The organism is Micromonospora humi (assembly GCF_900090105.1).
In the GTDB taxonomy this organism is placed as follows: Bacteria; Actinomycetota; Actinomycetes; order Mycobacteriales; family Micromonosporaceae; genus Micromonospora; species Micromonospora humi.
This window is the reverse complement of sequence record NZ_FMDM01000020.1, coordinates 39,294-58,208: the sequence shown is the minus strand read 5'-3', so window position 1 is coordinate 58,208 and position 18,915 is coordinate 39,294. Positions and strand designations below refer to the sequence as shown.

The window sequence follows — 18,915 nt, the reverse complement described above, 5'->3', positions numbered from 1 at the left end:
CGCATCCGGACCGACCATCCAGGAGGCTCCCGTGACCACGACACAGAACAACGCCGACGGGGTGGGGCCGCTGCCCACCGAGGCCGGTCAGGTCTCGGAGAAGGAGGCCCGCCAGGTCGCCGAGGCGGCCCGCGAGGCCGCCTGGGACCGGCCCAGCTTCGGCAAGGAGCTGTTCCTCGGCCGCTTCCGGCTCGACCTGATCGACCCCTGGCCCCGGTCCGACCCGGCCGACGAGGCCCGCGCCGAGGAGTTCCTGGGCGCTCTCGGGGCGTACCTGGGCAGCGAGGTGGACGGCGCGGCGATCGAGCGCGACGCGCACATCCCGGACGAGGTGTTCCACGGGCTGGCCCGGCTCGGCGCGTTCGGCATGAAGATCGACCGGAGGTACGGCGGCCTCGGGCTGAGCAACCTGCACTACTGCCGGGCGCTGATGCTCGTCGGCTCGGTGAACCCGGCGATCAGCGCGCTGCTCTCCGCGCACCAGTCGATCGGCGTGCCGCAGCCGCTGAAGATGTTCGGCACGCCCGAGCAGAAGGAGCGGTTCCTGCCCCGGCTGGCCGCCGGCGAGGTGTCCGCGTTCCTGCTCACCGAGCCGGACGTCGGCTCCGACCCGGCCCGGCTGGCCACCATCGCCGAACCGACCGAAGACGGCACGGGCTACCGCCTCAACGGCGTGAAGCTCTGGGCCACCAACGGCACGGTGGCCACCCTGCTGGTGGTGATGGCCCGGGTGCCGGCCACCGAGGGTCGGCGCGGCGGCATCACCGCGTTCGTGGTGGAGGGCGACAGCGACGGCATCACGGTGGAGCGGCGCAACGCCTTCGTCGGGCTGCGCGGCCTGGAGAACAGCCTCACCCGGTTCCATGACGTCTTCGTGCCGATCCAGAACGTGATCGGCGGCGAGGGCAAGGGCCTGAAGATCGCGTTGACCACGCTGAACACCGGCCGGCTGTCGTTGCCGGCGATGTGCGTGGGCGCCGGCAAGTGGGCGCTCAACGTGGCCCGGGAGTGGGCCGGCGACCGGGTGCAGTGGGGCCGGCCGGTCGGCGAGCACGAGGCGGTGGCGAAGAAGCTGGCGTTCATCGCGGCCACCACCTACGGCATGGAGTCCATGCTGGACCTGTCCTGCCTGCTCGCCGACGACGACCGCAACGACATCCGGATCGAGGCGGCGCTGGTGAAGCTCTACGCCAGCGAGATGGCCTGGCGGATCGCCGACGAGCTGATCCAGATCCGGGGCGGGCGGGGCTACGAGACGGCCGACTCGCTCGAGGCCCGGGGCGAGCGCCCGGCCGCGGTCGAGCAGCTCCTGCGCGACCTGCGGATCAACCGGATCTTCGAGGGCTCCACCGAGATCATGCACCTGTTGATCGCCCGGGAGGCGGTCGACGCGCACCTGTCGGTGGCCGGCGACATCATCGACCCGGACGCCGGGCTGGGTCGCAAGGCGAAGGCGGGCGCGAGGGCGGGCGCCTTCTACGCGAGGTGGCTGCCCACGCTCGCCGTCGGCAAGGGGCAGGCACCCGGGGCCTACCAGGAGTACGGGCCGCTGGCCGGGCACCTGCGGCACGTCGAGCGGACCTCGCGGAAGCTGGCCCGCTCCACCTTCTACGCGATGTCCCGCTGGCAGGGGAAGATGGAGCGCAAGCAGGCGTTCCTGGGCCGGGTGGTGGACATCGGCGCGGAGCTGTTCGCGATGTCGGCGGTCTGCGTCCGGGCCCACGCCGAGCTGGGCGAGCACCCGGAGAACGTCGAGCTGGCCGACCTGTTCTGCCGGCAGGCGCGGCTGCGTGTCGACGAGCTGTTCACCGGCCTCTGGTCGAACACCGACTCGGTCGACGTGGCCGCCGCGAAGCGGATCGTCGCCGGCCGGTACGCCTCGGTGGAGGCCGGCGTGGTCACCCCGGCCGCCGACCTCCCCTGGGTGGCCCGCTGGCAACCGGGCCCGTCCACCGCCGACGACGTCCGCCGCCGGCTGAGATGAAAGGAGGGGCCCCTTCTTAACGCTTTCGGTAGAGGCGGGGGCCCCCTTTAACACCGCTCACCCGCGGGCGACCGCCCAGGCGATCACCGCGGCGAGGATCAGGCCGTTGAGGGCGGCCAGCACCAGGTACGCCGACGGCGGGATCTTGCGGCCCTTGCGGACGAAGCTCACCAGCACGCCCGCGTAGACCAGCAGCAGCACGGCGACGACGATCAGGAAGTACAGCACCGGCACACCCTACCGGCCGCCGCGCAGCCCCAGTCCGCGCAGCTCCAGCGCGGCGAGCGCGTCGACGGTGGCGTCGTCGCCGCGCCGCCACGCCTCGGCCACGTCCGGCGCGATCCTGGTGAGCTTCGACAGCGGCTGGCCGGCGAGCGCGCGCAGCGCCAGCAGGTCCCGGCCGGCCGGCGCGGCGGCCATCGCCTTCGCCGCGCCGGCGCGGCGCATCCAGCGCACCCGCAGCGGCAACCAGCCGAACAGCACCAGGCCGAGCGGGAACACCAGCGCCGCGACGGCCAGCGCGAGCGCCAGTTGCCCGACCAGCTCCTGCTGGTCGCGGCCGGCGTCGGCCATCGCGCGGGCGGCGTCGGCGGCCCGGGTGAAGGGGGCGGTCAGCTCGTCGCCGACCAGCGGCACCCGGCCCACCTTGCCGCCGGCGTCGGCCAGGTTGTCGGCCAGGCCGCCGCCCGCGCCCTCCAGCTTCTGCCCGGGTACGGCGAGCTTCTCCACCAGGTCGTGCAGCCAGAGCGCGAAGCGGATCGCCGCGTACACCCAGACGACCACGAGCAGGTCGGTCAGGAGCTGGCGGAGGGCGGTCGGAAAACGGTCGGCGTAGATCTTCACGCCGGACAGCCTGCCACGGCTCAGCCGTGCCGGCACCGGTCGGATTTACCGGCCGGCGCAGGCCGGGCAGGTGCCGAAGATCTCGAAGGTGTGGCTGACCTCGGTGAAGCCGTGCTCGGCGGAGATCCGGTCCGCCCACTTCTCCACCGCCGGCCCGGCCACCTCGACGGTACGGCCGCAGGCCCGGCAGACCAGGTGGTGGTGGTGACCGCCGCTGCACCGCCGGTAGAGGTGCTCGCCACCCGGCGGGCGCATCACGTCGATCTCGTCGGCGTCGGCCAGCACCTGGAGCGTCCGGTAGACCGTGGTCAGCCCGATCCGGTCGCCGCGGCGGCGCAGCATGGCGTGCAGGTCCTGGGCGCTGTGGAAGCCCTCGACCTCGTCCAGCAGCGCGCTCACCGCGCTGCGCTGCCGGGTGGTGCGTGGGGTGCCGGTGGTCATGACGGTCCCTCCCCGGCGTGGCTGACCGCGTCCGCCACGATGTGCGCGACGTGCTCGTCGACCAGCGCGTACGCGATCTCCCGGCCGCGCCGCGAGCCGCGCACCACGCCGGCCCCGCGCAGCACCCGCAGGTGCTGGGAGACCAGCGGCTGTGGCGCGCCGAGCGTCTCGACCAGCTCGTGCACGCAGCGCTCGCCCTCGGCCAGCTCGCTCACGATGGCGAGCCGGATCGGGGCGGAGAGGGCGCGCAGCAGCTCGCCCGCGCCCTCGAAGGCGTCGTACCCGTTGGTGCCGGTCACCCCGTAACGATAACCACTGCCGGTTGCGCCGGCCTCATCCGAGCAGCACCTCGTGCTCGGCCGGCTCGACCGGGTGCGCGGCCGGCGTGGACCGGCCCCGCCGCCGCAGCAGCGCCCGGGCGCCCGCCGCCAGCAACGCCACCGCCAGGAACGAGCCGATCGCCACCAGCACCACCGAGGCGCCGGGCGCGGTGTCGGCGGTGGCCGCCACCCAGACCCCGGCCCCGGCGGCGAACAGGCCCAGCGCCATGGCCGCGGTCATGGTGGACCGGAACCCGCGGGTCACCTGCTGGGCGGTGGCCACCGGCACCACCATCAGCGCGCTGATCAGCAGCACCCCGACCGCCCGCATGGCGATGGTCACGGTCACCGCGGTGCCGACCGCGATGAGCAGGTTCAGCGCCCGCACCGGCAGGCCGGAGACCCGCGCGTACTCCTCGTCGTGGCAGACCGCGAACAGCGCCGGACGCAGCACCAGCATGGTCACCAGCAGCACCGCGCCGAGCACGCCGATGGTGACCAGGTCGGCCGGCGACGTCGTGGTCAGCGACCCGAAGAGGTACGCGTTGAGCGACCCGCTGCTGGCGTCGGAGAGCCCGACCAGCATCACGCCGCCGGCGATCCCGCCGTAGAAGAGCAGCGCCAGCGCCAGGTCCCCGGAGGTACGCCCGTACGCGCGGACCAGCTCGATGACCACCGCGCCGAGCGTGGCGGCGAGCACCGCCACCAGTACGGGGGAGCGGTTGAGCAGCAGCCCGGCGCCGACGCCGGTGAGCGCCACGTGGCCGATGCCGTCACCGATCAGCGCCAGCCGGCGCTGCACCAGGTAGATGCCGAGCGCCGGCGCGGCGAGCCCGATGACCAGCGCGCCGACCAGGGCGCGGAGCATGAAGTCGTACTGGAAGAGGTCCATCTCAGATGCTCCTCCAGAGCCCGGCGGGCTCCTCGTCGCAGTGCGGGTGCACGTGCTCGTGGTCCGGGTCGGCGTGGTGGCCGGCCGGCTCGGGCACCGCGCCGTCGTGGGCGATCCCGCCCTGGTGCACCACCACGGCCCGGCTGATCAGCGGGCGCAGCGGCCCCAGCTCGTGGGCGACCAGCAGCACCGTGCCCCCGCCGTCGCGGAACGCGCGCAGCGCCCCGGCGAACGCCTCCTGGCTGGCCGCGTCCACCCCGGCGGTCGGCTCGTCGAGCACCAGCAGCTCCGGCCCGCCGGCCAGCGCCCGGGCGATCAGCACGCGCTGCTGCTGGCCCCCGGAGAGGGTGGCCACCGGGTCGCCGGCCCGGTCGGCCAGCCCGACCGCGCGCAGCGCCGCCGCCACCGCCGCCCGGTCGGCCCGCCCGGCCGGCCGGAGCACGCCCCGGCGGGCCAGCCGCCCGGACGCCACCACCTCGGTCACCGTGGCGGGCACCCCGCCGCCGGCGCCGAGCCGCTGCGGGACGTACCCGATGCGGTGCCACTGCCGGAAGCGGCGCTGCGGCGTGCCGAAGAGGGCGACCGACCCGGCGCCGATCGGCACCAGCCCGAGCGCGGCGCGGACCAGCGTCGACTTGCCGGAGCCGTTGGCGCCGAGCACGGCGACCACCTCGCCGGCGGTCAGGGTCAGCGAGACGTCGCGCAGCACCGGCCGGCCGTCGTAGCCGACGGTGGCGTGCGCGATCTCGAGCACCGGTGAGGTCATGAGCAGTCCAGGGCGGTTCGCAGGGTCTGGAGGTTGGCGCGCATCGCGGTGAGGTAGTCGCCCTCGGCCGGCGGGCCCTCGATCGGGTCCAGGACCGCGGTCCTCGCCCCGACCTCCCGGGCGATCGTCTCGGCCACCTTCGGGCTCACCAGCGTCTCGAAGAAGATCGTGCCGGCCCGGTGCTCCCGGGCCTCCTTCGCCACCTCGGCGAGGCGCTGCGGCGACGGCTCGGACTCCGGGGTGAGCCCGGTGAGGCCGATCTGTTCCAGCTCGTAGTGCGCGGCCAGGTAGCCGAAGGCGGTGTGGCTGGTCACGATCTCCCGGCGCTGGCAGGTGCGCAGGCCCTCGGCGTACTCGGTGTCGAGCGTCGCCAGTTCGGCGCGCAGCGCGCCGGCGCGGGCGGTGTAGTCGGCGGCGTGGTCCGGATCGACCACGCCGAGGCGCTCGGCGAGCTTGTCGCCGACGGCGGCCAGCCGGGTCGGGTCGAGCCAGAGGTGCGGGTCCTTGCCGCCGCTCTCCTCCTCGTGGCCGGCCTCGCCCTCGTGCTCGTGACCGCCGGCGGCGGCGTCGCGCAGCGGCGCCACGCCTGCCACGTCGAACGCCCGGTCGCCGCCGTTCTGCTCGACCGCCTCGTCCACGGCCGGCTGGAAACCGGTCAGGTAGACGATCAGCTCGGCGTCGACCACCTGGCCGACCTGGCGGGGGTTCAGCTCCAGGTCGTGCGGCTCCGCGCCCGGCTTGGTGAGGTTGTCCACCGTCACCCGGTCGCCGCCGATCCGCTCGGTGAGGAACTGGAGCGGATAGAACGCGGCCACCACGTCGACCTTGTCCGGGTCGGCGCCCCCGCCGGCGTCCGAGCAGGCGGCGACGCCGCCCAGGGTGAGCAGGGCGACGGTGGCGGCGGCCAGGGCGCGGGGGGTGGCACGAACGGTCATGGGACCAACTGTCCGCGACAACGAAAATTATTGTCAAAAACGCATGCTTGCATGTCGGCCCAGGTCAGCTCCGCGGCGCGGCTCAACCGACCATCAGCTTGGCCAGCGCCACCGCGATCAGCAGGGTGAGCATCAGCAGCCGGAGCACCCGGGTCGCCGGGGCCTGCACCGGCCAGGTGACCGACATCAACCAGACCAGCCCGGCGGCCAGCACCAGCAACAGGACGCCGCCGGCCGGACCGGGCGCGAAGAGGCCGACCAGCACCAGGACCAGCGCGGCGAGGAACACCGTCGTCGGGTTGAGCCGGGCCAACCGGGACAGCACGGGACTCTGCGTACGCTGCATGCCACAAACTCTACGAGGAGGAACGCCGTGCTGGTCACCAACCGGTTCGTGGTGGACGCCGAAACGGCTGACGAGTTCACCCGGGAGGCGCACGCGGCGCTCGCCGCGCTCGCCGCCCGCCCCGGCTACCTGCGCGGTGAGCTGCTGCGGGCGCTCGACGACCCGGACCACTGGTGCCTGCTCACCGAGTGGGAGTCGGTCGGGGCCTACCGGCGGGCGCTCGGCGGCTTCGACGTCAAGGTCACCGCCGTGCCGCTGCTCGCCCGATCGGTGGACGAGCCGTCGGCGTACGAGACGCTCGCGTCCGCCGCCCCGCAGGGCGAGATCGTCGTCGCCGCCAGCGATCGGGCCGCAGGCCCGTACCGCTGAGACCCGGGGCACTACCCTGGCGCGTATGACCGCTCCCGGACCGGCCGCACCGCCCCCGCCACCCGTGCCGCCCGGCGCGCCACCGGCGGACCCGGGCGTCCCCGCGCCGCCGGCCGGTCCCGGCGTCGCGCCGCCGTTCGCCGCCCCGCCCACCGAGGGCGGGCGGTCCCGGCTCTGGCTCGCCCTCGGCGTCGGCGCGCTGGCCGTGCTGCTCTGCTGCGGCGGAGGCGGCGCGGCGATCATCGGCCTGGCCGTGAGCAACGTGCAGGCGGTCGGCGAGCAGGGCCGGGCGGTCACCGACGACTACTACCAGGCGTTGGTCGCCCGGGAGTGGTCCAAGGCGTACGACCGGCTCTGCGACGACGCCCGGCGGCGCGAGTCCCGGTCGGATTTCGCGCAGCGGGCCGCCACCGAGCCGCAGATCTCCGGCTACCGGGTCGGTCAGGTCGACACCGCCTCGCTGACCGTGCCGGTGGACGTCACGCTGGCCGGCGGCCGGCGGGAGGCGCAGACCGTGACGCTGGCCCCCGACCGGCAGACGGGCGGCATGGAGGTCTGCGGGGTGCGCTGACCGGCCCCCGGTATTCTGCTGGGCTCGGGGCCGACGCGGTCGTACCGTTGTCCCGAACAGCCCGGAATCATCCATCTCAACCGCGCCGACCGCCAGCCGGCGTAGGAGGAAACATGCCAGCCGACCGTATCGACGCCGTCGTCAGCCTCGCCAAGCGCCGGGGCTTCGTCTTCCCCTCCAGCGAGATCTACGGGGGCACCCGGTCGGCGTGGGACTACGGTCCGCTCGGCGTCGAGCTGAAGGAGAACGTCCGCCGGCAGTGGTGGCGGACCATGGTCCAGCAGCGCGACGACGTCGTCGGCCTCGACTCGGCGGTCATCCTGGCCCGCAAGGTCTGGGAGGCCAGCGGCCACATCGCCGAGTTCGTCGACCCGCTGACCGAGTGCCAGTCCTGCCACAAGCGGTTCCGCGCCGACCACCTGGAAGAGGCGTACGAGGCCAAGCACGGCAAGCCGCTGACCTCGCTGACGGAGCTGAACTGCCCCAACTGCGGCAACAAGGGCACCTTCACCGAGCCGAAGATGTTCAACGGCCTGATGAAGACCTACCTGGGCCCGGTGGAGAGCGACGAGGGCCTGCACTACCTGCGCCCGGAGACCGCCCAGGGCATCTTCGTCAACTACAAGAACGTGGAGACGGTCGCCCGCAAGAAGCCGCCGTTCGGCATCGCGCAGACCGGCAAGTCGTTCCGCAACGAGATCACCCCGGGCAACTTCATCTTCCGGACCCGCGAGTTCGAGCAGATGGAGATGGAGTTCTTCGTCGAGCCGGGCACCGACGAGCAGTGGCACGAATACTGGCTTCAGGAGCGCTGGAACTGGTATCTCGACCTGGGCCTGTCCGAGGAGAACCTGCGCTTCTACGAGCACCCCAAGGAGAAGCTCTCCCACTACTCGAAGCGCACCGTCGACATCGAGTACAAGTTCCAGTTCGGCGGCACCGAGTTCGCCGAGCTGGAGGGCATCGCCAACCGCACCGACTTCGACCTGTCCACGCACAGCAAGCACTCCGGCGTCGACCTGTCGTACTTCGACCAGGCCAAGGGCGAGCGCTGGATGCCGTACGTGATCGAGCCGGCCGCCGGCCTCACCCGTGCGGTGCTGGCGTTCCTGCTGGAGGCGTACGACGAGGACGAGGCGCCGAACACCAAGGGCGGCGTGGACAAGCGCACGGTGATGCGCTTCGACCCGCGGCTGGCCCCGGTCAAGGTGGCGGTGCTGCCGCTGTCCCGCAACGAGGCGCTCTCGCCCAAGGCCAAGCAGCTCGCCGCCGACCTGCGCAAGCGCTGGGTGGTCGAGTTCGACGACTCGCAGGCCATCGGTCGCCGCTACCGCCGGCAGGACGAGATCGGCACCCCGTTCTGCGTCACCGTCGACTTCGACACGCTCGACGACGACGCGGTGACGGTGCGCAACCGGGACACCATGGCCCAGGAGCGCGTCGCCCTGGACCAGGTCGAGCGCTACCTGATCGAGCGCCTCCCCGGCTGCTGAGGTGTAAGGCGGGGGCCCCTCTTAACGCATTCGGTAGAGGAAGGGCCCCCGCTTAACACCCCGCCGCCGGGGCGGCATGCACGGCGACGGCGGCGGCCAGACCCTGGCGGGAGGCGTGCGCCTGCTCCACCGTCCGGCGCACCCGCTCGGGCTCGCGTCGGACCTGCGCCGGGGTGAAGTGCAGGATCATCACCCCGAGCCGGCTCAGCTCGTTGTGGCGGTCGAGCGTGCGCGCCCAACCGTCCGGGCTGAAGTGGTACTCCCGCGAGTCGACCTCCAGCGCCAGCGCCGACTCGGCAAGGTAGCCGTCGGGGGTCGGCAGCGTGTGCCCGTCAGCGGTGGTCAGTCGCGGGTTCCAGAGGATCTCCGGGAGCAGCCGGCTCCCGGCGAGGCAGTCCCGCAGCTCGGCCTCCGGCGCGGAGCGGGTGCCGGCGGTCACCTCGTGGAACGCCTTCCGGACCAGCGCCGTACGGCTGCGCCGGGCCCGGACGATCTCCTCGTCCAGGGCGGCCAGGTCGGTGAAGCTCCGTTGCACGGCCTCGGCCACGATCGCCCGTACCGTCCGTAGGTCGCGCAGGTCACGGGCGGCGTCGACGACGGCCCGCGCGGGCGAGCAGACCGGGTAGTGGGCGGTCGGCCGCGCCCTGGGGTCGAGCGACAGGGCCCGGGACACCAGCACGTGACCTGTCGACTTGCGGCTCGTCGAGTGCGGGACGAGCAGGTGTACGTCGGTGGTCCGCGGACTGTATCGGAAGCCGTACCAGGAGAGCGCGGACAGCCCGGTGAGCTGGGCCCCCCGGCCGGCGTACAGGGCCGCGGAGATCCGCCGCTGCTCGTCGGTCAGCACGCCGGTGACCAGGGCGTACGTCGCCGGCAGCACGCGTTGCCAGCGGCCCCGGCGGGTCTGCCGGTAGATGAACATGTCGTCGTACCCGGCTTGCAGCAGTTGGACGCGCGTGACCAGGTCCTGCTGGCGGTGCGCGACGTCCGCCAGCCGGGGCGGGTGATCGACCATCCGGCAAGCGTGGGCGAGAGGCGGGTGTCCGTGCTGCCCGTCGCCCCCGTCCTGTGGACAACCGTCCGCCTGTGGAAACCCCGCACCTCCCACAGGCGCTGTGATATGCGCCGTGTTAAGCGGGGCCCCCGCCTATGCAGAAAGCGTTAAGCGGGGCCCCCTCCTTACACTTGGGCGGTGAGTGAGTTGAAGATCGGGCCGTACGAGGTGTGGCCGCCGGTGGTGCTCGCGCCGATGGCCGGGATCACCAACGTCGGCTTCCGGCGACTCTGCCGGGAGCAGGGCGGCGGCATCTACGTCTGCGAGATGATCACCACGCGGGCGCTCGTCGAGCGGAACCCGAAGACGCTGCGCATGATCGCGTTCGGCGCCGAGGAGCACCCCCGCAGCCTCCAGCTCTACGGCACCGACCCGGAGATCACCGCCGCCGCCGTGCGGATCGTGGTCGAGCGGGACCTCGCCGACCACATCGACCTCAACTTCGGCTGCCCGGTCCCCAAGGTCACCCGCCGGGGCGGCGGCTCCGCGCTGCCGTGGCGGCGCCGGCTCTTCGCCCGGCTGGTCAGGGCCGCGGTGGACGCCGCGTCGCCCGCCGGGGTGCCGGTCACGGTCAAGATGCGCAAGGGCATCGACGACGACCACCTGACGTACGTCGAGGCCGGGCTCGCCGCCCAGGACGCCGGCGTCGCGGCGGTCGCCCTGCACGGGCGTACGGCGGCGCAGCGTTACTCGGGCACGGCCGACTGGGACGCCATCGCCACCCTCAAGGCGGCGCTCGACGTGCCGGTGCTCGGCAACGGCGACATCTGGGAGGGCGAGGACGCGCTGCGGATGGTCGCCCACACCGGGGTGGACGGCGTGGTGGTGGGGCGTGGCTGCCTGGGCCGGCCGTGGCTCTTCGCCGACCTGGAGGCCGCGTTCGACGGCCGTACCGACCGGCGCCTGCCGACCCTCGGCGAGGTGGCGGTGACCATGCGGCGGCACGCCGAGTTGCTGGTGGAGCAGTTCGTGGCCGGGGCCCGCAACCCGGCCCGGGGCGAGCGGGACGGCTGCACCGACTTCCGCAAGCACGTGGCCTGGTATCTGAAGGGTTTCCCGATCGGCAGCGAACTGCGCCGCTCGCTCGCCATGATCGACAGCCTGGCCCAGCTCGACGACCTGCTCGGCAAGCTCGACCCGGAGGTGCCGTTCCCGGTCGAGACGCTGGGCCAGCCGCGTGGCCGCACCAACTCGCCGGGCAAGGTCGCCCTGCCCGACGGCTGGCTGGACAGCCGCGACGACGACACCCCGCCGGAGGGCGCCGAGCTGGACGACTCGGGCGGCTGAGCCGGGTACGCGGAAGGGCCCGACCCCCGCGGGGGTCGGGCCCTTCGACGTTCGGTCAGGAGCTGTAGCCGCGGCTGGCGATCCAGTGCGCCAGGGCGTCCACGTCCATCCGGTAGGAGGCCTGGTCCGGGTTCGCCGAGTCGGCGATCGTCACGACCTTCCCACCGTCGCGGTAGCCCACCACGCTGATGTAGTGGCCACCCTCGAAGGAGTGGGTGGTGCCGTCGGTGTCGGTCGCGGTGCCGGCGATGTTGGCCACCACAGCCCGCCCGTCGTCCACCGCGCGCACCACGTCGGCGCGCAGCTTGTCGGCCTTGTCGCGGGCCTTGTCCACCGGGATCTCGGTGGACTTGTAGACGTCCTTGCCGGTCTCCTTGTTCAGCACCGGGGTGATGTCGTTGATCGAGTTGGTGCCGGACTCGGTGGTGCCCATCTCCTTGGCCATGGCGTCCACGTCGATGTTCTTGCCCTGCACGGACAGGGCGTTGCGGGCCGCGGCCGGGCCGCAGAAGTAGAAGTTGGGCTGCGCCTCGTAGCGCACGTCGAGCTCCCGCTCGCCGTGGCCCTTGCGGTCCACGACGACCTGGGCGGCGCGCTCGGCCGGGGTGGCCTGGGCGGCGATGGCGGGGCCGGCGATGCCACCGGCGGTGGCGGCGATCCCGGCGACGGTCAGGGCGGTCTTGCGGATCAGATCGGTACGCATGATGCGACTCCTCTGCGTTCGGGGGTGTGCGGCACGGGGGTGCCGCGGGGGGAGGTCTGCGCCGCGCGGCGGTCAGCGGTGGCGACCTGCTCGGGGCGGCTCGGGGGTGTAACCACCGGGCGGGGTCCGGCATTCCGGGGCCGGCGCGCGGCGCTTCGCGGCGGGCTCCCGGGGGTGAGCCATGTTCAACGCCCAGGGCCGGGGAGGCATTCCGGCCGGGCGGCCTCGGCTGGCCGACCGACCCGGGCCGCACCGGACATCCCGCGCATCCGAGCCCACGCGCCACCTTCGACCGCCCGGCGAGTCCGGGTGCCCTCCCCAGTTCGACGCGGTCACCGTGCCGGACGGTCCCGGACGTCACCGATGTCCGAACGGACGGGCCGCCGCCGCGCGCCGCCCATCGACTCGCGCGTCTCATCCCCGATGTCCGGTTCCGACCCCGTCGATCATGAAGTTGACGGCAGTTGCGGTCCGATTCGTCGCCGCCAACTTCATGATCGACCGGGTCGGTGGGGTGGGGGTGGGGGGGGTGGTGCGTCAGGCTGTGGCGGGGGTCTTGTCCAGGAAGCCGAGCACCGCGCGCACCCGGCCCTCGGTGTCCCGGACCGCCACGTCGAAGCCGACCGCGACGGACTCGCCGCCGGTGGCGGGCACCAGCTCCCAGCCGAACCGGACCACGTCGTGGTGACCGTCGGCCGGGCCGTGCGGGCGCAGCACGTGGCCCGGGAAGGTCTGCTGGACGCCGGCGATGGCCGCCGCGATCTGCTCGTGGCCGCGCACGTCGGCCAGCGGGTCGACGTAGATGGCGTCGGGGGTGAAGAGGGCGCCGACGGCCGCCGCGCGGGCGTCGGCGTCCGTCTCGTTCCACACGGCGAGGTAGCGGTCGACCAGGTCGGAGTACGCGTTCATCGGTGTCGTCCCTTCGTCGTTCGGTGACGCCGGGAACTCTGGCACCGGCCGTGCGGGCGTGTCGATTACCCGGCAGGTAAGGGCGCGGACCCGGCGATCCGTGGCCGTCGCCGTTACCCGGGGGGTAATCGACACGGTGGCGCGGTACCGGGCAGGGTGGTGCCGACGACCCACCACAGGACCTTCACGGGAGACGGGGAACCGATGTCCACGTACCGTGCTCCGGCGTCGCCGGAGCTGCCGTGACCGCCGCGACGCACCCGGCCGGCGCCGCCTCCGCGGGGGAGGCGCTGCGGCGGTGGCGGGAGCTGCGCCGGCTCAGCCAACTGGAGCTGTCCATCCGGGCGGAGGTCTCGACCCGGCACCTGAGCTTCGTGGAGACCGGGCGCTCCCGGCCGAGCCGGGAGATGGTGCTGCGGCTCGCCGATCCGCTGGACCTGCCGCTGCGCGAACGCAACCGGCTGTTGCTGGCGGCCGGCTACGCCCCGGCGTACCCGGAGACGGCGCTGGCCGCGCCGCGCCTGGCCGCGGTCCGCGCGGCGGTCCGCCGGGTGCTGGCCGGCCACGAGCCCTACCCGGCGGCCGTGATCGACCGGGGGTGGCACCTGGTGGACGCCAACGACAGCCTGACGGTGCTCACCGAGCGGGTGGCGCCCGACCTGCTGGCCGGCCGGGTGAACGTGCTGCGGGTCAGCCTGCACCCGGACGGCTTGGCCCCGCACATCGCCAACCTCGCCGAGTGGCGGGGGCACCTGTTGCACCGGTTGGCCCGGCAGGTGGAGCTGACCGGCGACGAGGAGCTCGCGGCGTTGGAGGAGGAGCTGCGTGGCTATCCGGGCGCCGGGCGGGACCGGTCCGCGGAGGTGCCCGGCCCGGACGGGATCGTGGTGCCGCTCCGGCTCCGGCACGACGGCGGGGAGCTGTGCTTCCTCAGCACCGTCGCGACCTTCGGTACGCCGCTGGACGTCACGGTGGCCGAGCTGTCCATCGAGTCGTTCTATCCGGCCGACGAGCGCACGGCTGCCGTGCTCCGTAAGCGCGCCGGGAGCTGACCGGTCACGCCGCGGCCTCCGCCCGCCCTTCGGCGTGCCGCGGGAACCGGGCCGGCCAGGGGATCTCGGGGGCGGGGTGGAAGGCGATCCCGGCGGCGGTCCAGCGCGGCCCGTGGCCGGCGAGCCGCTCCCGGAAGCCGGCCCAGTCGTAGGTGGCACGGGGCGACCAACCCAGCTCGGCGATCGCGGGCAGGCGCGGGAACATCATGAACTCGATCTCGGCGCGGGTGGTCACCGTCTCGGTCCACAGCGGCGCCTCCACGCCCAGCACGGCGGCTTCGGGTACGCCGACGACGTGCGCGCCGGGGTCCCAGTCGTACGCCCGGCGCACGTCGATCAGGCCGGCCCAGTCGTGCCCGATCGGGGTGTCGGGGGCGTACTTCATGTCCAGGTAGGCGCGGTTGCCGGGGGAGAGGATGAGCCGGGCGCCCCGGCGTACCGCGTCGGCCGTCTCGGGGTCGTCGCCGTTGGTGCCCCACCACTGCAGGACGCGCCCGTCGACGTGCCCGGCCGGGGCGAGCTGGTGCCAGCCGACGACCGTCTTGCCGGTGGCCGCGACCAGTTCCTGGGCCCGTGCCACGAAGGCGCGGTAGCTCGCGGCCGGCACCTTGAACGCCTCGTCGCCGCCGAGGTGCAGCCACGGGCCGGGGGTCAGCGCGGCCACCTCGCCGAACACGTCGGCGACGAAGGCGTACGTCCGCTCGTCGGCCGGGTCGACGTAGCTGAACCCGACCTCGGTGCCGGTGTACGGCGGCGGCGCGGTCTTGCCGGGCGCCAGCTCGGGGTAGGCGACCAGCGCCGCGTTGGTGTGCCCGGGCAGGTCGATCTCGGGCACCACTGTCACGTGGCGACGGGCGGCGTACCCGACGATCCGCCGGTAGTCGTCCCGGGTGTACCGGCCGCCCGGCGCGTCGCCGACCGCGGTGGCGCCGCCGACCTCGGCGAGCCGGGGCCAGGAGTCGACAGCGATCCGCCAGCCCTGGTCGTCGGTGAGGTGCAGGTGCAGGTGGTTGAGCTTGTAGCGGGCCAGGTGGTCGACCACCCGCAGCACGTCGTCCACGCCGAAGAAGTGCCGGGCGACGTCGAGCATGGCGCCCCGGTAGGCGAAGCGCGGCCGGTCGACGACGGTGCCGCCGGGCACCGCCCAGCGCGTCGTGACCGGGGTGGCGCTCTCGATCGCCGCCGGCAGGAGCTGCCGCAACGTCTGCGCGCCGTGGAACAGCCCGGCCGGGGTGGTGGCGGTGATCCGGATGCCGGCGGCGGTGACGTCGAGTCGGTAGCCCTCGTCGCCGAGCGCCACGTCGTCGCCGTCCGCGTCGGCCCGGGCCGTGCCGGCGGAGGCCGCGTCGGGCCGGGCTGCCCCGGCGGAGGCCGGGTGGTCGGCCGGCGGGCGCGGGGTCGGCGTACCCGGGGCGGGTGCGCCCTCCGGTCGCGCCGGCGCGGTGGCGCCGGTCGCCGCGACGGTGAGCGTCAGCGGGCCGCCCGGCCCCGGGGCGGCCGCGTCGGTCACCGGGAGCGGGTAGCCGGTGGCCGGGCGCAGCCAGCCGGCGAGTTGCTCGGCCACGTCGAGGCCGGCGACGCCGACCCGGATCGCCGCGTCCGGCGGCAGCGTGAAGTCACCGGCCGGGTCGGGGAGCACCCGCTCGGGCGCCGGCACCACGTCGCCGAGGCGGACCGGCGCGGGCGGGGCGAGCTGCCCGACGGCCCGGTCGGCGGCGACGCGGGCCAGCTCGCCGGCGGCGGCCGGGGCCGCGGGCAACTCGGCGCCGGCGCCGGGCGGCAGGCCGGGCGCGTCGCCGGCCGGCGACGGGACGGTGGGGTGGGTCTCGGTCGGCTGCGGCCCGGTTTCGGGGGCGGCGGGGTTGGTCGGCACGGCGACGGCTCCGAGGGGTGTATTCGTGCGGGATATGGCAAAGGTCAGGTTCGGCGATATCCGGTGCCGTCAAGGGTACGAGGGGAATCGGTAATTGCGTGATCGTGCGCGTGGAAGCGTTCCCAGAAACCCGTACGGACGCGGGCGGTGGTGACTGTTGTGCCGATTGTCACCGAACGCTCCCGGGCCTCGCGAAGTTCGCTTAACCTTCGCCCACCGATCGCTGACGAGCCGGGATTACCGGTGGTCGCTCCCGGGGTATGTCCGAACTGAACCTTCGTTAAGTGTCAATGGCGCGCGTGGGAGGCTCTGGTGGCAGCGAAAGAGGAAACGGTCGACGGTAAGTACGTCTACGACTTCGCCGAGGGCAACAAGGACCTCAAGGACCTGCTCGGTGGCAAGGGGGCCAACCTGGCCGAGATGACCAACCTCGGCCTCCCCGTCCCGCCCGGCTTCACCATCACCACCGAGGCCTGCCAGGCGTACCTGACGACCGGGCGCGAGCCGGACGGCCTCGCCGGGCAGATCGAGGCGCACCTGGAGTCCCTGGAGCGCGAGATGGGCCGCCGGCTCGGTGACCCGGACGACCCGCTGCTGGTCTCGGTGCGCTCCGGCGCCAAGTTCTCCATGCCCGGCATGATGGAGACGGTCCTCAACGTCGGCCTCAACGACCGCAGCGTCATCGGCCTGAGCAAGCAGGCCGGGCAGAACGACAGGTTCGCCTGGGACTCCTACCGCCGGCTCATCCAGATGTTCGGCAAGACCGTCTGCGAGGTGCCCGGCGAGGAGTTCGAGCACGCGCTCGACGAGGCCAAGCACGCCAAGGGCACCCACGACGACCTCGACCTGGACGCCGGTGACCTGCGCGCGCTGGTCGACGCGTACAAGAAGATCTTCGCCAAGCACACCGGGCGCGAGTTCCCGCAGGAGCCGCGGGAGCAGCTCGACCTGGCCATCCGCGCGGTCTTCGAGTCGTGGAACGCGGAGCGGGCGGTGCTCTACCGCCGGCAGGAGCGCATCCCGGCCGACCTGGGCACCGCGGTCAACGTGGTCACCATGGTCTTCGGCAACCTCGGGCCCGACTCCGGCACCGGCGTCGCGTTCACCCGCGACCCGGGCAGCGGCGCGCAGGGCATCTACGGCGACTACCTGGCCAACGCCCAGGGCGAGGACGTCGTGGCCGGCATCCGCAACACCGTGCCGTTGCAGGAGCTGGAGCAGCTCGACAAGCCCTCCTACGACGAGCTGCTCGGCATCATGGCCCGGCTGGAGGAGCACTACAAGGACCTCTGCGACATCGAGTTCACCATCGAGCGCGGCAAGCTCTGGATGCTCCAGACCCGGGTCGGCAAGCGCACCGCCGCCGCCGCGTTCGTCATCGCCGGCCAGCTCGTCGACGAGGGCCTGATCGACCTGGACGAGGCGCTGCACCGGGTCAACGGCGCGCAGCTCGCCCAGCTGATGTTCCCCCGCTTCCAACTCGACCACGACTTCCAGCCGGTGGCCAGGGGCATCGGCGCGTCCCCGGGCGCGGCCTCCGGCAAGGTGGTCTTCACCTCGGCCCGCGCCGTCGAGCTGGCCGCCGAGGGCGAGTCGGTGATCCTGGTCCGTCGGGAGACCAACCCGGACGACCTGACCGGCATGATCGCCGCCAAGGGCATCCTCACCTCGCGCGGCGGCAAGACCAGCCACGCCGCCGTGGTGGCCCGCGGCATGGGCAAGACCTGTGTCTCCGGCGCCGACGCGCTGGAGGTGAACGTCCCGGCGAAGAAGTTCACCGTCGGCGACCACACCGTCGTCGAGGGCGACGTGGTCTCGATCGACGGCACCACCGGCAAGGTCTACCTCGGTGAGGTGCCGGTCATGCCGTCCGAGGTGGTGCAGTACTTCGAGGGCAGCCTGGACCCCGAGCACATCGACAACGCGCTGGTCCGGGCCGTACACCGGATCATGACGCACGCCGACGCGGCGCGGCGGCTGCGGGTCCGGACGAACGCCGACACCGGCGCGGACGCGGCGCGGGCCCGGCGCTTCGGCGCCGAGGGCATCGGCCTGTGCCGCACCGAGCACATGTTCCTCGGCGACCGCCGGGAGCTGGTCGAGCGGCTCATCCTCGCCGGCGGTGGGCGGGAGCGGGACGAGGCGCTCGCCGCGCTGCTGCCGTTGCAGCGGGCCGACTTCGTGGAGATCTTCCGGGAGATGGACGGGCTGCCGGTCACCGTGCGGCTGATCGACCCGCCGCTGCACGAGTTCCTGCCCCCGCTGGAGCAGCTCGCGGTCAACGTCGCGGTCGCCCAGGAGCGCGGCGAGGACGTGGCCAAGGAGGAGGCGCTGCTCTCCGCCGTGCGCCGGATGCACGAGGAGAACCCGATGCTGGGCCTGCGCGGGGTCCGGCTCGGCCTGGTCATCCCGGGCCTGTTCGCCATGCAGGTCCGCGCCATCGCCGAGGCCGCCGTCGCGGTCGCCCGCGACGGCGGGGCGGCCTGCCCGGAGATCATGGTGCCGCTGGTCGGCGCCGTGCAGGAGCTGGAGACGGTACGTGCCGAGGCCGAGAAGATCATCGCCGAGGTGGTCGGGGACAGCGGCGTCGACGTGCTGATCGGCACGATGATCGAGGTGCCCCGCGCGGCGCTGACCGCCGGGCAGATCGCCGAGGCGGCCGAGTTCTTCTCCTTCGGCACCAACGACCTGACCCAGATGGGCTGGGGCTTCTCCCGCGACGACGTGGAGGGCGCGTTCTTCTGGCGCTACCTGGAACTGGGCATCTTCGGCATCTCGCCGTTCGAGTCGATCGACGCCGACGGCGTCGGCCGGCTGGTCCGGATCGCCGCCGAGGAGGGCCGGGCGGCCCGGCCCGGGCTGAAGCTCGGTGTCTGCGGCGAGCACGGCGGCGACCCGGACTCGGTGCACTTCTTCCACGAGGTCGGTCTGGACTACGTCTCCTGCTCGCCGTTCCGGGTGCCGGTGGCCCGGCTGGAGGCCGGCCGCGCGGCGATCAGCACGACCGGCTCCGACTCCCGCTGAGCGTTCCCCGGGCGGGCCGCCGGTGACGTCCGGCGGCCCGCCTGGCGCGCCGT

The 18,915-nt window shown here is 73.5% G+C and carries 19 protein-coding genes; 7 read left to right on the top strand and 12 right to left on the bottom strand.

Features of this window, described 5'->3' with window-relative positions; all coding sequences use genetic code 11:
- Nucleotides 1-31: 31 nt before the first annotated feature.
- The gene (locus GA0070213_RS28235; protein WP_091071289.1) at nt 32-1,984 is read left to right on the top strand and encodes an acyl-CoA dehydrogenase family protein; all 1,953 of its coding nucleotides are present in this window, start codon (nt 32-34) and stop codon (nt 1,982-1,984) included.
- Nucleotides 1,985-2,041: 57 nt separating this feature from the next.
- On the opposite strand, the gene GA0070213_RS31755 is transcribed toward GA0070213_RS28235, so the two are convergent.
- The 8 genes from GA0070213_RS31755 to GA0070213_RS28200 all read right to left on the bottom strand — a co-directional run bounded on the left by GA0070213_RS31755 (nt 2,042) and on the right by GA0070213_RS28200 (nt 6,527).
- On the bottom strand, nt 2,042-2,212 hold the full coding sequence (locus GA0070213_RS31755; RefSeq protein WP_175441536.1) for a hypothetical protein: 171 nt from the start codon (nt 2,210-2,212) through the stop codon (nt 2,042-2,044).
- Nucleotides 2,213-2,221: 9 nt separating this feature from the next.
- Nucleotides 2,222-2,827: a hypothetical protein gene (locus GA0070213_RS28230; RefSeq protein WP_091071390.1), complete on the bottom strand. Its 606-nt coding sequence runs from the start codon at nt 2,825-2,827 to the stop codon at nt 2,222-2,224.
- 45 nt (nt 2,828-2,872) lie between these two features.
- Nucleotides 2,873-3,268, bottom strand: a complete 396-nt coding sequence (locus GA0070213_RS28225; RefSeq protein ID WP_091071287.1) for a Fur family transcriptional regulator — start codon at nt 3,266-3,268, stop codon at nt 2,873-2,875.
- A complete protein-coding gene (locus tag GA0070213_RS28220; protein WP_091071285.1) occupies nt 3,265-3,567 on the bottom strand; it encodes an ArsR/SmtB family transcription factor in 303 nt (100 codons plus the stop codon). Before GA0070213_RS28220 ends, GA0070213_RS28225 begins: the two co-directional genes overlap by 4 nt.
- 34 nt (nt 3,568-3,601) lie before the next feature.
- Nucleotides 3,602-4,480, bottom strand: coding sequence for a metal ABC transporter permease (locus GA0070213_RS28215; RefSeq protein WP_091071283.1), 879 nt, complete (start codon nt 4,478-4,480; stop codon nt 3,602-3,604).
- A 1-nt stretch (nt 4,481) separates the two neighbouring features.
- Nucleotides 4,482-5,246 (bottom strand): metal ABC transporter ATP-binding protein, encoded by a 765-nt coding sequence (locus GA0070213_RS28210; protein ID WP_091071280.1) that lies wholly within the window; start codon nt 5,244-5,246, stop codon nt 4,482-4,484.
- The gene (locus GA0070213_RS28205; protein ID WP_091071278.1) at nt 5,243-6,181 is read right to left on the bottom strand and encodes a metal ABC transporter substrate-binding protein; all 939 of its coding nucleotides are present in this window, start codon (nt 6,179-6,181) and stop codon (nt 5,243-5,245) included. Before GA0070213_RS28205 ends, GA0070213_RS28210 begins: the two co-directional genes overlap by 4 nt.
- An 82-nt stretch (nt 6,182-6,263) precedes the next feature.
- Nucleotides 6,264-6,527, bottom strand: a complete 264-nt coding sequence (locus GA0070213_RS28200; RefSeq protein WP_091071275.1) for a DUF6703 family protein — start codon at nt 6,525-6,527, stop codon at nt 6,264-6,266.
- Nucleotides 6,528-6,554: 27 nt separating this feature from the next.
- On the opposite strand from GA0070213_RS28200, the gene GA0070213_RS28195 reads away from it, so the two are divergent.
- The 3 genes from GA0070213_RS28195 to GA0070213_RS28185 all read left to right on the top strand — a co-directional run bounded on the left by GA0070213_RS28195 (nt 6,555) and on the right by GA0070213_RS28185 (nt 8,960).
- Nucleotides 6,555-6,896 carry an antibiotic biosynthesis monooxygenase family protein gene (locus tag GA0070213_RS28195; RefSeq protein ID WP_091071272.1) on the top strand — a complete coding sequence of 114 codons (342 nt, stop codon included), beginning with the start codon at nt 6,555-6,557 and terminating at the stop codon, nt 6,894-6,896.
- 25 nt (nt 6,897-6,921) lie between these two features.
- Nucleotides 6,922-7,467 carry an Rv0361 family membrane protein gene (locus tag GA0070213_RS28190; RefSeq protein WP_245716586.1) on the top strand — a complete coding sequence of 182 codons (546 nt, stop codon included), beginning with the start codon at nt 6,922-6,924 and terminating at the stop codon, nt 7,465-7,467.
- 113 nt (nt 7,468-7,580) lie between these two features.
- A complete protein-coding gene (locus GA0070213_RS28185) occupies nt 7,581-8,960 on the top strand; it encodes a glycine--tRNA ligase (RefSeq protein WP_091071266.1) in 1,380 nt (459 codons plus the stop codon).
- A gap of 52 nt (nt 8,961-9,012) precedes the next feature.
- Here GA0070213_RS28185 and GA0070213_RS28180 read toward each other — a convergent pair whose 3' ends face one another.
- Nucleotides 9,013-9,975 (bottom strand): type IV toxin-antitoxin system AbiEi family antitoxin domain-containing protein, encoded by a 963-nt coding sequence (locus GA0070213_RS28180; protein WP_091071264.1) that lies wholly within the window; start codon nt 9,973-9,975, stop codon nt 9,013-9,015.
- Nucleotides 9,976-10,152: 177 nt separating this feature from the next.
- Between GA0070213_RS28180 and dusB the strand changes: the two genes are divergently transcribed.
- Nucleotides 10,153-11,301, top strand: a complete 1,149-nt coding sequence (dusB, locus tag GA0070213_RS28175; RefSeq protein ID WP_091071261.1) for a tRNA dihydrouridine synthase DusB — start codon at nt 10,153-10,155, stop codon at nt 11,299-11,301.
- A gap of 55 nt (nt 11,302-11,356) precedes the next feature.
- On the opposite strand, the gene GA0070213_RS28170 is transcribed toward dusB, so the two are convergent.
- Complete coding sequence (locus tag GA0070213_RS28170; RefSeq protein ID WP_091071259.1) at nt 11,357-12,004, bottom strand: C39 family peptidase; 648 nt, start codon at nt 12,002-12,004, stop codon at nt 11,357-11,359.
- Between the two features lie 537 nt (nt 12,005-12,541).
- Nucleotides 12,542-12,913, bottom strand: coding sequence for a nuclear transport factor 2 family protein (locus tag GA0070213_RS28165; RefSeq protein ID WP_091071257.1), 372 nt, complete (start codon nt 12,911-12,913; stop codon nt 12,542-12,544).
- Nucleotides 12,914-13,155: 242 nt separating this feature from the next.
- On the opposite strand from GA0070213_RS28165, the gene GA0070213_RS28160 reads away from it, so the two are divergent.
- Nucleotides 13,156-13,965, top strand: coding sequence for a helix-turn-helix domain-containing protein (locus GA0070213_RS28160; protein ID WP_091071255.1), 810 nt, complete (start codon nt 13,156-13,158; stop codon nt 13,963-13,965).
- A gap of 4 nt (nt 13,966-13,969) precedes the next feature.
- On the opposite strand, the gene GA0070213_RS28155 is transcribed toward GA0070213_RS28160, so the two are convergent.
- On the bottom strand, nt 13,970-15,838 hold the full coding sequence (locus GA0070213_RS28155; protein ID WP_091071252.1) for a family 20 glycosylhydrolase: 1,869 nt from the start codon (nt 15,836-15,838) through the stop codon (nt 13,970-13,972).
- A gap of 312 nt (nt 15,839-16,150) precedes the next feature.
- Here GA0070213_RS28155 and ppdK point away from each other — a divergent pair, with 312 nt between their 5' ends.
- Nucleotides 16,151-18,862 (top strand): pyruvate, phosphate dikinase, encoded by a 2,712-nt coding sequence (ppdK, locus tag GA0070213_RS28150; RefSeq protein WP_091071250.1) that lies wholly within the window; start codon nt 16,151-16,153, stop codon nt 18,860-18,862.
- Nucleotides 18,863-18,915 lie beyond the last annotated feature (53 nt).